The following is a 13,879-nucleotide window of genomic DNA, read 5'->3' on the forward strand; positions in this document are numbered from 1 at the left end:
CCGCATGACCGACACGACCTCCCTCGGCCCCGTCCGCCGGCGCGCTGACCTCCCGCGTGCCCGGCGGATCGTGGTCAAGGTCGGGTCGTCGTCGGTCTCGGGCGACGCCGCCGGCCAGATCGGGTCGCTCGTCGACGCCCTCGCCACCGCGTACGGCCACGGGACCGAGGTCGTCCTGGTGTCGTCCGGTGCCATCGCGACGGGCTTCCCGTTCCTCGGGCTCGAGGGCAGGCCGGACGACCTCGCCACCCAGCAGGCGGCGGCCGCCACCGGGCAGAACGTCCTGATGTTCCGGTACCAGCAGCAGCTGGACCGGCACGGCGTCGTCGCGGCCCAGATCCTGCTGACCGCCGGGGACCTGCAGAACCCGACGCACCGGGTGAACGCGCAGCGGGCGATCGACCGGCTGCTCGCGCTGCGGGTGCTGCCGATCGTCAACGAGAACGACACCGTCGCCACGCACGAGATCCGGTTCGGCGACAACGACCGGCTCGCGGCACTGGTGGCACGGCTCCTCGGGGCCGACGCCCTCGTGCTGCTCTCCGACGTCGAGGCCCTGTACACGAAGCCGCCGGAGCAGCCCGGGGCCGAACGCATCGACGAGGTCCCGTTCGGGGACGAGCTCGCCGGGGTCACGTTCGGGTCCGTGGGCGCGGCCGGGGTCGGCACCGGGGGAGCCGGCACGAAGGTCGCGGCGGCACGGCTCGCGGCAGAGGCGGGCACCTCGGTGCTCGTGACCGCGACGTCCCTGGTCGACCGGGCCCTGGCGGGGGAGCACGTCGGCACCTGGTTCCACGCGGCGCCGCGGGGGTGACGGTCCGGCCCTGACGCCGCCGGTCGTCGGCTGCCGCCGTCACGCGGGTGGTGCCGGTCGCTGACTGCTGCCGTCACGCGGGTGGTGCCGGTCCTACAATCGACCCATGTCGCTGACCGCCCCCGCTCCGACCCTCACCGACAAGCTGGTGGCGGCCCGCGCCGCGGCCGGGACCCTCGCGACGGCCACCACCGCCGTCAAGGACGCCGCGCTCCTGGCCATCGCCCGGGCGGTCCGTGCGGCCACTGACGACATCGTGGCGGCGAACCACCTCGACCTCGTCGCGGGCGAGGACAGCGGGCTCGCCGGGGGACTCCTCGACCGGCTCCGACTCGACCCCGCCCGGATCGACGCGCTCGCAGCGGCGGTCGAACACGTCGTCGGGCTCACCGACCCCGTCGGCCAGTCCGTCCGCGGGTCGGTGCTGCCGAACGGCCTGCAGCTCAGCCAGGTCCGCGTGCCGTTCGGCGTCGTCGGCGCGATCTACGAGGCCCGTCCGAACGTGACGGTCGACATCGCGAGCCTGGCGCTCAAGAGCGGCAACGCCGTGGTCCTGCGCGGGGGATCGGCAGCGGAACGCACGAACGCGGTGCTCGTCGGGGTGCTGCAGGACGCGGTCGAGTCCGTCGGGCTGCCGCGTGCGCTGGTCCAGACGATCGACGAGTTCGGTCGCGCGGGTGCGACGGAGCTGATGCGCGCCAGGGGCCTCGTCGACGTGCTCATCCCGCGGGGCAGTGCATCGCTCATCCAGACGGTCGTCACCGAGTCGCAGGTCCCGGTGATCGAGACCGGCGCCGGAGTCGTGCACGTGTTCCTCGACGCCTCGGCACCCCTGGCCCGGTCCGTCGACATCGTGCTCAACAGCAAGGTCCAGCGGCCCAGCGTCTGCAACGCGCTGGAGACCCTGCTCGTGCACCAGGACGCCGCCGAACGGCTCCTGCCGACGCTGGCGGACCGGCTCCGCGCGGCCGGGGTCACCCTCCGCGGTGACGACGCGACCCGGGCGATCGTGCCGGGCGTGCTCCGCGCGACCGACGTCGACTGGGCGACCGAGTCGATGGACCTCGACCTGTCGATCCGGGTGGTGGCCGACGTCGACGCCGCCATGGCGCACATCGCGCAGTGGTCGACGCACCACACCGAGGCGATCGTGACGAACGACGTCGACACCGCCGAGCGCTTCCTGCAGGCCGTCGACTCGGCCGTGGTGATGGTCAACGCGTCCACGCGGTTCACCGACGGCGGTGAGTTCGGCTTCGGTGCCGAGGTCGGCATCTCGACGCAGAAGCTGCACGCGCGGGGGCCGATGGGGCTGCCCGAACTCACCAGCACGAAATGGGTCGTGCGCGGACAGGGTCAGATCCGCGGCTAGACTGGCCCACAGCCTTCCTCGATCGATCGGAGCATCGCACCATGACCCTCCTCGCTGAAGCCGCCGAGAACGCCTCGTCGGTCCCCGCGTTCATCTTCCCGGTCGTGGCTGCTGCGTTCTTCGCCTTCCTCGGTTTCGTCACCTGGTCGTTCCGCGACATCGCGTACCGCCACTCGAACAAGTTCGAGGCCACCCGCACCCACGAGACCGGTGTGGACGAGTACGGCCACACCAAGATCTGACGCGCCGCTCCATGCTCGAGAGCTCGGGGCGGCCCCGCATCGGTGTGATGGGTGGCACGTTCGACCCCATCCACCACGGCCACCTCGTCGCGGCGTCGGAAGTCGCCAGGTCGTTCGACCTCGACGAGGTCGTCTTCGTCCCCACCGGGCAGCCCTACATGAAGTCCGGTGTCACCGACGCGGAGCACCGCTACCTGATGACGGTCATCGCGACCGCGTCGAACCCGATGTTCACCGTCAGCCGTGTGGACATCGACCGTCCCGGCCCGACCTACACGGTCGACACCCTCCAGGACCTCCACGAACAGCGCCCCGACGCGCAGCTCGTCTTCATCTCCGGTGCGGACGCCGTCCAGCAGATCGTCGACTGGAAGGACCACGACGGCCTCTGGGACCTCGCGCACTTCGTCGCCGTCACGCGTCCTGGCCACAACCTGAGCATCACCGGGCTCCCCGAACGTGACGTGAGTCTGCTCGAAGTCCCGGCTCTGGCGATATCCTCGACCGACTGTCGTGACCGGGTCCGACGTGGCAACCCTGTCTGGTACCTGGTTCCCGACGGCGTCGTCCAGTACATCACCAAGCACCACCTGTATCGGAGCGTTGCATGAGTCCGTCCGACGCGCAGCCGCCCCTGTCGCGGCGCCAGGCGCGCGAGCGAGAGCGCGCAGCCTCGGCCGGGGGCCAGCCCGTGACCCCGCCGCCGACCGTGGCCGCCCCCCAGCCCACCTCCGTCGACGGCGCACGCCGTCGCCCCGGGTCGCACGTCGCTCCGGCGGCGCCCGGCCCCGCGCAGTCCGCCGCGCCGGTCGTGCCGTCGGCACCGACCTTCGCCGGCGTGCCGGACCAGCCCCCGGCCTCCGCAACGGAGATCGTGCCGGGGTCCGGCGGTCTCACCCGCCGACAGATCCGTCAGATGCGCGCCGCCGAGGGCCAGGCCACCGGTCCGGTGCCGCTCCGGAACCCGGCACCGCAGTCGTCCGACCGCACGATGCAGGACGTGCTGGGGACCGTCGCCGAGCTGCAGGGCGACCAGGGCGGCACCACGCCGCCGACCGCTCCCGCCGGGTTCGCCGGGTCGACGCCTTCCGCATCGCCCTCGCCCGCATCGCCCACGCGCGCTCCTGCATCGCTGCCCGACCCCGTCGCTGAGCCGTCGGACTGGCAGGAGCCCTCCACCGAGACCACGCACCTCGACGAGGCCGCGGTCGAGCAGGCCACCGCCGCCGACGGGTCCCCGGATGGACTCGAGCCCCTCGAGGAAGCTGCCTCGCACGCCGAGGAACCCCGACGCCACCGCTCGACCTGGGCGCCCCAGGCCGGTGACGCCACGTCGGACGCCGACGACGTCGCGACCGACGGCGGCTCGACGGACCGCGTCCCGGACGCCGACGCCGCCGCTGAGCTGCCGGCCGGCGTCCTGACGGACACCACGGCTGCGCCGGACGCTGCCGCCGCGACGCCCGGGGTGTTCCCGCTGTCGCTCGACGACGACGACACCAACGAGGTCCCGGTCCAGCACGACGACCGTCCGGCCTCGGCTGACGCACAGTCGTCGCAGGCAGCCCCGGGGGTGGCCTTCGTCCGCCCGCCCGAGCCGAAGCCGATGACGACCACGTTCGCCACACCCGTCGGACACTGGTCCACGCAGGCGCACGACTCGAACGACACCGAGGTCCACGACGAGGCGACCGGCATCCGTCGGGTCGCCGAGACGGGCTCGAACGCGATCATCCTGCCGAACTCGGCGCTGGCGGACCCCACGGGTGCGCTCAACGCCACGGGAGAGGTCATCCTGACCGGTTCGATCGACCTGCCGGCGTCCCTGTCCTCGACCGGGTCGCACCGGCCGATCGACGGCGCCGAGGTGGACCGCCTGCTCGAGCAGCACGACGAGCAGCCCGAGACGGACGCCAGCCCCGTGCGGGCGAGCCGTGCGGTGTCGAGTCACACGTCGACGCGGCAGGTGGTCCTCGCGGCCGCCAAGCCGAAGGAGTCGCGGGTGCCGATGATCCTCGGGTTCACCGTCGGCGGCGTGTGCGTCGCCGCTGCCACCGTCATCGTCGTCGCGCTGGTCTCGACGAACTTCTTCGGGTCCTGACGTCCGCGTCCTCCCACCCGTGTCGGCCCCCGCGGTCGACGACCCCCGCGCCGCCGTCGGTGGCGTGGCTTATGATCGTGTCCCGTCCGGTGTCCTGCCGGATGACAACCGGAAGGACTCCGTGACCGCTTCCACCCGTGCTCTGGAACTCGTGCAGGTCGCCGCCGGCGCCGCCGACGCCAAGCAGGCCGAGGACCTCGTGGCCCTCGACGTGACCGGCCCGCTGCAGCTGACCGACGTGTTCCTCCTCGCCACCGGGCGCAACGAGCGCAACGTGATGGCCATCGCCGACGAGGTCGAGGACCGCATGCTGCAGGCCGGCGCCAAGACGCTCCGCCGTGAAGGCCGGAGCGAGGGCCGCTGGGTCCTCATCGACTTCGGCGACATCGTCGTGCACGTCTTCCACGAAGAAGACCGCCAGTACTACTCGCTCGAGCGTCTCTGGTCGGACTGCCCGACCATCCCGCTCGACGTCGTCGTCGCGAACGCCCCGGCGGAGACCCCGGCCGACGCCTGACGCCGACGCGCCCGGGGTGCCAGCGCGATTTCGCTCCCGGGGTCGGCCATGGTGTACGCTTCACTGGTGCCTCGGGGGAACCCGGGACACGAAGTACACATCGGATCATGGGTCTGTGGCGCAGCTGGTAGCGCACCTGCATGGCATGCAGGGGGTCAGGGGTTCGAGTCCCCTCAGATCCACCCACGAAGCCCCGCTCTCCACTCGGAGAGCGGGGCTTCTTTCGTTCCGGGCTGGGTGCCAGCAGACGTGCGCGGGTCTCGGGGCGGATGCCGCCGGTTCGCTACGCTGAGCGCATGAGCAACGACGCCCCCCTCTCCGGCACGCAGCTGTCCATCGCCGCCGCCGGGTACACCGCCGAGATCGCCACCGTGGGAGCCACGCTCCGCGCACTTCGGCAGGGGGACCGCGACCTCGTCGTCCCGTTCGAGGCGGACCAGGTCCGCCCGGTCTTCCGCGGGGCCGTCCTCGCCCCGTGGCCGAACCGCGTGGTCGACGGCCGCTACACCTTCGACGGGCAGGACCATGAGCTCGCCCTGTCCGAGCCGAAGCGCTCGCACGCCCTGCACGGTCTGGTCGGCTGGGTGGACTTCGCGGTCGAGGTGCACGAGGCGGACCGGGTCACCCTGACGACGACCGTCCCCGCGCAGGAGGGCTACCCCTTCCGCGTCGTCGTGCACGTGGAGTACCGCCTCGACGCCGAGGGCCTGCACACGACCGTGACCGGCACGAACACCGGCGACCGCCCGGCACCGTGGGGGACCGGCCCGCACCCGTACCTCTCCGCAGGCGCAGGGAGCGTCGACGACTGGACGCTGACCCTGCCCGCCGCCGAGGTGCTCGAGGTCACGGAGGACCGGCTCGTGCCGACGGACCTCGTCCCCGTGCACGACGAGTTCGACCTCCGCACGCCGACCCTGATCGGCAGCCGCTTCATCGACCACGCCTTCACCGGCTTCGACCGTGACGCCGACGGCACCGCCGCGATCACCGTCACCGCCGCCGACGGGCGTGGCGTCCGTGTGACCTTCGGCACGGAGTGCGGCTGGGCCCAGGTGCACACGGCCGACCACGTCGTGCCGGAGTACCACCGCTCGGGCCTCGCGGTCGAGCCGATGACCTGCGCGCCCGACGCGTTCAACGCGGGCGAGGACCGCGGCCTCGTCGTGCTCGCCCCCGGCGCGGCACACGCGGCCGCATGGACGATCGCGGCCGTCTGAGGATCGAGTCCCGTCGGGTGGACGGGGTCGACCTCGCGGCCCTCGTCCGATCGGAGGAGGGCGACCTCGTCTGGTTCGACTCCGCCCTGCCCGATGACGCGCCCGCATCGGCCGCACACCGGGCTCGGTGGTCCGTCTTCGCCCCGTGCAACGGTCCCTTCGCCGTGCGGTTCCGCCACGAGGCCCGATCCGCCGTCATCGACGTCGCGGCACCGGCCCGGTCGTGGTTCGGCATCGCCCGATCGGAGGACCGCCCCGCGTTCGCCGTGCTCGACGACCTGCTCGCCGCCACCCCGCGCCTCGACGAGCCCCTCGCCGGTCTCGGGTTCGCGCTCGGCTGGGTCGGCTTCCTCGGCTACGAGCTCGGCCGGGAGTCCGGGGGTCCCGACCGGACCGCCGACGGCCACGCGGACGCCGACCTGCGGTTCGTCGACCGTGCCGTCGTCGTCCGTGACGACGGCAGGGCGTGGGCGCTCGTCCTGGTGAGCGACGCCGAACCGGTGGCCAGCGCCGCCAACCGGGCCTGGCTCGACACGGTGGCCGCCCCGGCACCGGTGGCCGACGTCGTCGGCGGGCCCCCGAGCCTCCCGGACGGGTCGGCGGCGACCGGACGCGTGTCGCGCGCCGCGTACGAGACCGCGGTCGACGCGTGCCGCGCCGAGATCCGCGAGGGGAACGCGTTCCAGGTCTGTCTCACCACCGCCTTCACCCTGCCGGTGGCCGCCCAGGAGGCTCCGCTCGGGTCCGCCACGGACCCGCAGCTCGACGAGTACCTGCGCATGCGCGCGACGGACCCGGTGCCGTTCGGGGCGTACCTGCGGCTCGGACCGCTGCGGGTGGCGAGCCGGTCGCCGGAGCGGTTCCTGCGGATCGACGCGGACGGCGGGGTGCTCGCCGAGCCGATCAAGGGGACGCGGCGACGGCTCGAGGACCCCGAGGCGGACGCGGTGGTGCGTGGCGAACTGGCGGCGAGCGTCAAGGACCGCGCGGAGAACGTGATGATCGTCGACCTGCTGCGGAACGACCTGCTGCGGACGGCGACGCCCGGGTCGGTGCACGTCGACCGGCTGTGCGACGTCGAGACGTACGCGAGCGTGCACCAGATGGTGTCGACGATCGGCGCCGTGGTGCCGGAGGGGACCTCGCGGGCGGCGGTGGTGCGGGCGGCGTTCCCGCCCGGGTCCATGACCGGTGCGCCCAAGATCAGCGCGATGGCCGTCTCCGACCGGTTGGAGGATGTGCCGCGCGGGGTGTACTCAGGCGCGATCGGGTACTTCTCGACGAGCGGTGCAGCGGATCTGTCGGTGGCCATCCGGACACTGGTGACGGTGGTCGGTGCGGACGGCGTGCGGTCACGGACGCTCGGAGCCGGTGGCGCGGTGACCTGGTCCTCGGTCGCGCAGGACGAGGCGGACGAGGTCGAGACGAAGACACGGTCGGTGCTGGGGAGCGTGGGGGCGTCAGCGTCCTGGTGAGCTGATCGAACGGGTGTTCGAACCGCTGTCCACGAATGTCGGACGCGATTGACATCATCGAACACATGTTCGAATATGAGGGCATGCAGACGGCGACGGCACTCCGTTCGCCCGGGGACCGCGCTGAGCGCCCCGGGCGTCGTGGCGCTGCCGTCAGCGGTGCCGGCGGTGCCGCCGACCACGTCCGGGACGCCCGCGCGGCACTCGACCGGATCACGTCGCTGCGGTCGCGGGTCAACGCCATGGAGTCCACCCGCGTCGACACGGCGGGACTCCCCACGGCGGCGGCGCTGGAGCCCCTGCTGCCCGGGGGAGCCATCCGGGTCGGCGGCACCTACGCGGTGCCCGAGTCCGTGCTGCTCGCGATGACCATGCTGCAGGCGGCCTCCGCAGCGGGGGCGTGGTGCGCGGTCGTCGGGGTGCCGTCCTTCGGGATCGAAGCCGCGGCGGCGGCCGGGATCGACCTGGAACGCCTCGTGCTCGTGCCCGACCCGGGCGACCAGTGGCTCGCCGTGACCGCGGCGATGGCCGACGTCGCGCAGATCGTCCTGACCCGCCCACTCGGACGGGTCGTGCCCGGTGACGTCGCACGGCTGTCCGCCCGGCTGCGGCAGCGCGGGGGGGCGCTCGTCGCCCTCGGGTCGTGGCCAGGAGCAGACGTCACGCTGCGGGTGACGTCGTCCACGTGGTCGGGGATCGGGCAGGGGCACGGCCACCTGACGGAGCGCCGTGCCACGGTGACCGCGACCGGTCGTGCCGGTGCGGTGCGGCCGCTCAGCGCCGAACTGCTGCTGCCGGCGGCCGACGGCGTGGTCAGGACCGCGACGCCGATGCCGGTGGCACTGCCCGGGGGCGGCGAGCACGGCGTGCGCGGCGACCTGCGGCCCGTGGCGGTGGCGTCGTGATCGGGCAGCAGCGCGTCCGCGTCGACGCGATCGTCCGTGGTGGCGGTGCACTGCCCGAGCCCCCGCCCACCAGGACCATCGTGCTCTGGTGCCCGGACTGGCCCGTCATCGCCGCGGCCCGGGCAGCGGGTGCGCCGCCGGAGCAGCCCTTCGCGGTGGTGTCGAAGGGCCTGGTGTACGCGAGCTCGGCGTCCGCGCGCCAGCACGGGGTCGTCCGGGGGCTCCGGCTGCGCGAGGCCCAGGCGCGCTGCACGGACCTCGTCGTGCAGTCCTACGACGACGCCCTCGACCACCGTGCGTTCGAGCCGGTCATCCGGGCTGTGGAGGCAGCGGTGCCCGGGGTCGAGGTCCTGCGCCCCGGCACGCTCGCGCTGCGGTCCCGCGGTCCGGCGCGCTACTACGGCGGTGAACGCGCCGCAGCGGCCACGCTCGCGGGGATCGCCGCCGACCACGGTGCGCCGGGGGTCCGTGCCGGTGTGGCGGACACCCCGTTCGCGGCGGAGCAGGCGGCCAGGGCCCGTCCGGTCCGGCCGGGGGAGCGCGTGCGCATCGTGCCGGTCGCCGGTTCGTCCGACTTCCTGGCGCCGCTGCCGCTCGGGGTGCTGGGCGACGCCGACCTGGCCTCCGTGCTCGACCGCCTCGGGATCACCACGCTCGGGGCGTTCGCCGCGCTGCATGACGAACAGGTGCGCGACCGGTTCGGGCTCGCCGGGGCGTTCCTGCACCGGCTGGCGGGCGGCCGCGACCCACGCGAGATCTCCGCGCGCGAGATCCCGCCGGAGCTCCGGACCGAGGCCTCCTTCGAGCCGGCGCTCGACCGCGCCGACCAGATCGCGTTCGCCTTCCGCCGGTCGGCCGACGACTTCGCCGACCGGCTCCGCGCCGCCGGGCTCGTCGCGACGACGATCCGCGTGGGGATCCTCGACGAGCGGGACATCCTGCTCGAGCGCACGTGGACCCACCCCCGCTGGTTCGAGGCCGCCGACGTGGTCGACCGGGTGCGCTGGCAGCTCGCCGGCGGGGTCGACCCCACCGGGCTCGAGGCCCCGGTCACGTCGGTGGTCCTCGAACCGGTCGCCGTCGACGACATGGCGAACCACGAACGCGGGCTGTGGGGGTCTGGGCCGGACGAGCGGGTCCACCACGGGCTCGCCCGCGTGCAGGGCATGGTCGGACACGACGGCGTGGTGACCCCGCGCATCGGCGGAGGACGCACCCTGTCCGAGCGGATGGTGCTCGTGCCGTGGGGCGACGCGCCACCCGCCGACCTCGGCGCCGTGCGGGACCGCCCCTGGCCCGGCAAGCTCCCCGGGCCGCCCCCGGCCACCGTGCTCGAGCGTCCCCGACCCGTGGACGTCGTCACGGTCGACGGCGGCAGCGTGGACGTCGACGACCGCGGTGTGCTCTCGGGCACGCCCGGCCGGTTCCGGGCAGAGGGCGACCGCGGCGGTGGCTTCGGTGCGGTGACCGCGTGGGCCGGTCCCTGGCCGCTCGTCGTGCGCTGGTGGGACGCCGGCGGTCGGCGGCTGCACCGGTTGCAGCTCGTCGACGCCGAGGGGCGGGCCTGGTACCTGGTCCTCGCCGACCACCGCTGGTGGGCAGAGGCGGTCGCCACGTGAACAGGAGCAGCTGATGGGGTACAACAACCCACCGATCCCGTGGTCGCAGTTCGAGCGGGCGCTGTCCGACAAGCGGAGCCCGGGGACCGCACACGAGGGCGACGGCGGGGACAGCCCGGCGTGGTCGCGCAAGCGTGCGCCGTACGAACCGTCCGAGGTCGCCCGGGGCGGTGACGCTCCCACCGTGCCGTACGCGGAACTGCACGCGCACTCCACGTTCAGCTTCCTCGACGGCGCCAGCCAGCCCGAGCACCTGTTCGAGGAAGCCGCCCGGCTGCGCCTGCACGCCCTCGCGCTCACCGACCACGACGGCTTCTACGGCGCTGCCCGGATGGCGGAGGTCGCCGAGGCCTACCCGACCGTCGGCACCGTGTACGGCACCGAGCTCTCCCTCGGCCTGACCGAACCGCAGAACGGGGTCCCGGACCCCGGGGGATCCCACCTGCTGCTGCTCGCCGACGGACAGGACGGCTACCACCGGCTTGCCGGCGCCGTCACGAGTGCCCACCTGCGCGCCGGGTCCGAGAAGGGCCGCCCGCAGTACGACCTCGACGACCTCGCCCAGCGCTCCGGCGGACACTGGCGGGTGCTGACGGGCTGTCGGAAGGGTGCCGTGCGACAGGCACTCGAACGCGGCGGCGAGTCCGCGGCCGACACGGCCCTGCGCGCGCTGCTGGACCGCTTCGGGACCGGCAACGTGGTCGTCGAGCTCCTCGACCACGGCGACCCGCTCGACAGCGCCAGGAACGACGCCCTCGCGGCGTTGGCGACCGCGCACGCGCTGCCCGTCGTCGCGACCGGCAACGTGCACTACGCCACTCCCGACCGGTTCCCCGTGGCGACGGCACTCGCCGCGGTGCGGGCACGACGGAGCCTCGACGAGATCGACGGCTGGCTGCCGGCCGCCGACACCGCCCACCTGCGCTCCGGCGCCGAGATGGCCCGTCGGTTCGCGCGGTACCCGGGCGCGATCGAGCACAGCGTGACGCTCGCCGACGAACTCGGCTTCCGCCTGAAGACCGTGCAGCCCGGGCTGCCCGACATCGACGTCCCGGACGGCCACACCGCGATGTCGTGGCTGCGGGAGCTCACGTGGGACGGCGCGCGTCGCCGGTACCCGGGCAGCGCGGACGGTGTCGACCCGCACAAGCGGGAGCGCATCGAACGCGAGCTCGCGGTGATCGAGGACAAGAAGTTCCCCGGCTACTTCCTCATCGTCCGCGACATGGTCCAGTACGCCAGGGGGCGGGGGATCCTCTGTCAGGGGCGCGGTTCGGCGGCGAACTCGGCGGTCTGCTACCTGCTGGAGATCACCGCGGTGGACTCGATCCGGTACGGCCTGCCGTTCGAGCGGTTCCTGTCGGCGATGCGTGACGAGGAGCCCGACATCGACGTCGACTTCGACTCGGACCGCCGAGAAGAAGTGATCCAGTACGTCTACGACAAGTACGGCCGGTACAACGCCGCGCAGGTCGCGAACGTCATCACCTACCGGCCGAAGGGCGCCGTGCGGGACATGGCCAAGGCGCTCGGCCACAGCCCCGGGCAGCAGGACGCCTGGTCCAAGCAGGTCGAGCGCTGGGGGTCCGTCACCGAGAGCCAGGACCACGACATCCCGGCCGAGGTCGTCGGGCTGGCCAGCGACGTCCTCGGGTTCCCCCGACACCTCGGCATCCACTCCGGTGGCATGGTGCTCACCGACCGGCCCGTGGGCGAGGTCGTGCCGATCGAGCACGCCCGCATGGACGGCCGCACCGTGCTGCAGTGGGACAAGGACGACTGCGCGTACATGGGGCTGGTGAAGTTCGACATGCTCGGGCTCGGCATGCTCGCGGCGCTGCAGTACTCGTTCGACCTCGCGGCGGAGCACTGCGGGGAGCGCTGGGAGATGCACTCCATCCCGAAGGAGGAGCAGGGCGTCTACGACCAGCTGTGCCGGGCGGACACGATCGGGGTGTTCCAGGTCGAGTCCCGCGCGCAGATGGGCACGCTGCCCCGACTGCTCCCGCGCCGGTTCTACGACCTGGTGATCGAGGTCGCGCTGGTGCGCCCCGGGCCGATCCAGGGCGGCGCGGTGCACCCGTACATCCGGCGCCGTACCGGCGAGGAACCGATCACCTACATGCACCCGTCGCTCGAGCCGGTGCTCGAACGCACCCTCGGTGTGCCGCTGTTCCAGGAGCAGCTGATGCAGATGGCCATCGCCGTCGGCAACTGCTCGGGCGACGACGCCGACCTGCTGCGGCGTGCCATGGGGTCCAAGCGCGGACACGAGAAGATCGACCGGCTGCGGGACAAGCTCTACGCGGGCATGGCGGACAACGGCATCCACGGCGCGGACGCCGACGCCATCTACGCCAAGATCCAGGCGTTCGCGAACTTCGGCTTCGCGGAGAGCCACTCGATCAGCTTCGCGCTCATCGTCTACGCCAGCGCCTGGATGCGGCTGCACTACCCGGGAGCCTTCCTCGCGGCGCTGCTCCGGGCCCAGCCGATGGGGTTCTACTCACCGCAGACCCTGGTGGCCGACGCCCGCCGACACGGCGTCGAGGTGCTGCGTCCGGACATCCTGCGCTCGGCGGTCGACGCCACCCTGGAGCCCCTCGAGGGACACACCGCTGGTCCACACGGTGACGACGCCTGCCTCGCCGCCGAGCAGCCCCCCGTGCTGCCGTTCGACAGGACACGGCCCGACGACACCGCGCAGCACCGGCGGGACGGCGGCCTCGCGGTCCGGCTCGGGCTGGCCGAGGTGGCCTCGCTCGGACGCAAGAGCGCCGAGCGGATCGTCGCGGAGCGGGACGCCAACGGACCGTTCACGGACATGTCCGACCTCGCACGTCGGGTCGGACTCACGACGGCACAGCTCGAGGCCCTCGCCGCCGCCGACGCGTTCGCACCGTTCGGGGTCGACCGCCGTGGCGGCATGTGGTCGGCTGCCCAGGCCGCAGCCGAGCGTCCCGACCAGCTGCCGAACACGCAGGTCGTCGTGCAGCCGCCGCTGTTCGGACAGATGACGAGCGGCGACGTCCTCATCGCGGACATGTGGTCCACGGGCATGACGACGGACGACCACCCCGTCGGGCACCTCCGCGACCGGCTGCGGGCGAAGCGGGTGCTCAGCGTCGGAGACCTCGCCACGGCCGAGAACGGTCGGCGGATCGAGGTCGGCGGCATCGTGACGCACCGGCAGCGTCCGGCGACGGCGTCGGGGATCACCTTCCTCAACGTCGAGGACGAGACCGGCCTGGTCAACGTCATCTGCAGCGTCGGGGTGTGGGGGCGGTACCGACGGGTTGCCCGGGAGTCACCGGCGGTCGTCGTGCGCGGGATCCTCGAGCGTTCGCAGGACGGCGTCGTGAACGTCGTGGCCGACCGCATCGAGCGCCTCCCGCTGGCGGTCAGGACGAGGTCCCGTGACTTCCAGTGACGCGCATGCCGCGCCGCGCGCTCCCCGCTCCGCGGTGCCTGCACCCCGTCCGCACCCCGCTGCGTCGGCACGGACTGGGCGGGAGGCGCGGTGTGGGCTGGCACCGAGCCTCCTGTCCGGCGTACCCGCCGCGAGCGGTCGCGACACCCCGCTCAGGTCCGCCGACCGATCACGGTCCGTCGGT

The 13,879-nt window shown here is 73.2% G+C and carries 11 protein-coding genes and 1 tRNA gene; all 12 read left to right on the forward strand.

Annotated elements, in window-relative coordinates:
* Positions 1–4: 4 nt before the first annotated feature.
* The 12 genes from proB to OXR63_RS02870 all read left to right on the forward strand — a co-directional run bounded on the left by proB (position 5) and on the right by OXR63_RS02870 (position 13,695).
* Positions 5–814, forward strand: coding sequence for a glutamate 5-kinase (proB, locus tag OXR63_RS02815; protein ID WP_267419920.1), 810 nt, complete (start codon positions 5–7; stop codon positions 812–814).
* A 106-nt stretch (positions 815–920) separates the two neighbouring features.
* The gene (locus tag OXR63_RS02820; RefSeq protein WP_267419921.1) at positions 921–2,186 is read left to right on the forward strand and encodes a glutamate-5-semialdehyde dehydrogenase; all 1,266 of its coding nucleotides are present in this window, start codon (positions 921–923) and stop codon (positions 2,184–2,186) included.
* Between the two features lie 41 nt (positions 2,187–2,227).
* Positions 2,228–2,428, forward strand: coding sequence for a hypothetical protein (locus OXR63_RS02825; protein WP_071274190.1), 201 nt, complete (start codon positions 2,228–2,230; stop codon positions 2,426–2,428).
* An 11-nt stretch (positions 2,429–2,439) separates the two neighbouring features.
* A complete protein-coding gene (gene nadD, locus OXR63_RS02830) occupies positions 2,440–3,039 on the forward strand; it encodes a nicotinate-nucleotide adenylyltransferase (protein ID WP_194627912.1) in 600 nt (199 codons plus the stop codon).
* Positions 3,036–4,529, forward strand: coding sequence for a hypothetical protein (locus OXR63_RS02835; RefSeq protein ID WP_267419922.1), 1,494 nt, complete (start codon positions 3,036–3,038; stop codon positions 4,527–4,529). Before nadD ends, OXR63_RS02835 begins: the two co-directional genes overlap by 4 nt.
* A 121-nt stretch (positions 4,530–4,650) precedes the next feature.
* Positions 4,651–5,046, forward strand: a complete 396-nt coding sequence (gene rsfS / locus OXR63_RS02840) for a ribosome silencing factor (protein ID WP_267419923.1) — start codon at positions 4,651–4,653, stop codon at positions 5,044–5,046.
* Between the two features lie 109 nt (positions 5,047–5,155).
* A tRNA-Ala gene (locus OXR63_RS02845) sits at positions 5,156–5,228 on the forward strand.
* Positions 5,229–5,342: 114 nt separating this feature from the next.
* The gene (locus OXR63_RS02850; protein WP_267419924.1) at positions 5,343–6,266 is read left to right on the forward strand and encodes an aldose 1-epimerase family protein; all 924 of its coding nucleotides are present in this window, start codon (positions 5,343–5,345) and stop codon (positions 6,264–6,266) included.
* A gap of 17 nt (positions 6,267–6,283) precedes the next feature.
* Positions 6,284–7,741: an anthranilate synthase component I family protein gene (locus tag OXR63_RS02855; protein ID WP_267419925.1), complete on the forward strand. Its 1,458-nt coding sequence runs from the start codon at positions 6,284–6,286 to the stop codon at positions 7,739–7,741.
* Between the two features lie 65 nt (positions 7,742–7,806).
* A complete protein-coding gene (locus OXR63_RS02860; protein ID WP_267419926.1) occupies positions 7,807–8,646 on the forward strand; it encodes a hypothetical protein in 840 nt (279 codons plus the stop codon).
* The gene (locus OXR63_RS02865) at positions 8,643–10,265 is read left to right on the forward strand and encodes a DNA polymerase Y family protein (RefSeq protein ID WP_267419927.1); all 1,623 of its coding nucleotides are present in this window, start codon (positions 8,643–8,645) and stop codon (positions 10,263–10,265) included. Before OXR63_RS02860 ends, OXR63_RS02865 begins: the two co-directional genes overlap by 4 nt.
* A 13-nt stretch (positions 10,266–10,278) precedes the next feature.
* Positions 10,279–13,695: an error-prone DNA polymerase gene (locus OXR63_RS02870; protein ID WP_267419928.1), complete on the forward strand. Its 3,417-nt coding sequence runs from the start codon at positions 10,279–10,281 to the stop codon at positions 13,693–13,695.
* Positions 13,696–13,879 lie beyond the last annotated feature (184 nt).

This window comes from Curtobacterium sp. GC_Cur_3, assembly GCF_026544205.1.
In the GTDB taxonomy this organism is placed as follows: domain Bacteria; phylum Actinomycetota; class Actinomycetes; order Actinomycetales; family Microbacteriaceae; genus Curtobacterium.

Excerpts from the sequence above, each read along its gene's own strand:
- nadD (WP_194627912.1), top strand. The coding sequence starts at position 2,440 with ATGCTCGAGAGCTCGGGGCGGCCCCGCATCGGTGTGATGGGTGGCACG.
- OXR63_RS02850 (WP_267419924.1), top strand. The coding sequence starts at position 5,343 with ATGAGCAACGACGCCCCCCTCTCCGGCACGCAGCTGTCCATCGCCGCC.
- OXR63_RS02835 (WP_267419922.1), top strand. The coding sequence starts at position 3,036 with ATGAGTCCGTCCGACGCGCAGCCGCCCCTGTCGCGGCGCCAGGCGCGC.
- OXR63_RS02825 (WP_071274190.1), top strand. The coding sequence starts at position 2,228 with ATGACCCTCCTCGCTGAAGCCGCCGAGAACGCCTCGTCGGTCCCCGCG.
- proB (WP_267419920.1), top strand. The coding sequence starts at position 5 with ATGACCGACACGACCTCCCTCGGCCCCGTCCGCCGGCGCGCTGACCTC.
- OXR63_RS02870 (WP_267419928.1), top strand. The coding sequence starts at position 10,279 with ATGGGGTACAACAACCCACCGATCCCGTGGTCGCAGTTCGAGCGGGCG.
- OXR63_RS02820 (WP_267419921.1), top strand. The coding sequence starts at position 921 with ATGTCGCTGACCGCCCCCGCTCCGACCCTCACCGACAAGCTGGTGGCG.
- OXR63_RS02860 (WP_267419926.1), top strand. The coding sequence starts at position 7,807 with ATGTTCGAATATGAGGGCATGCAGACGGCGACGGCACTCCGTTCGCCC.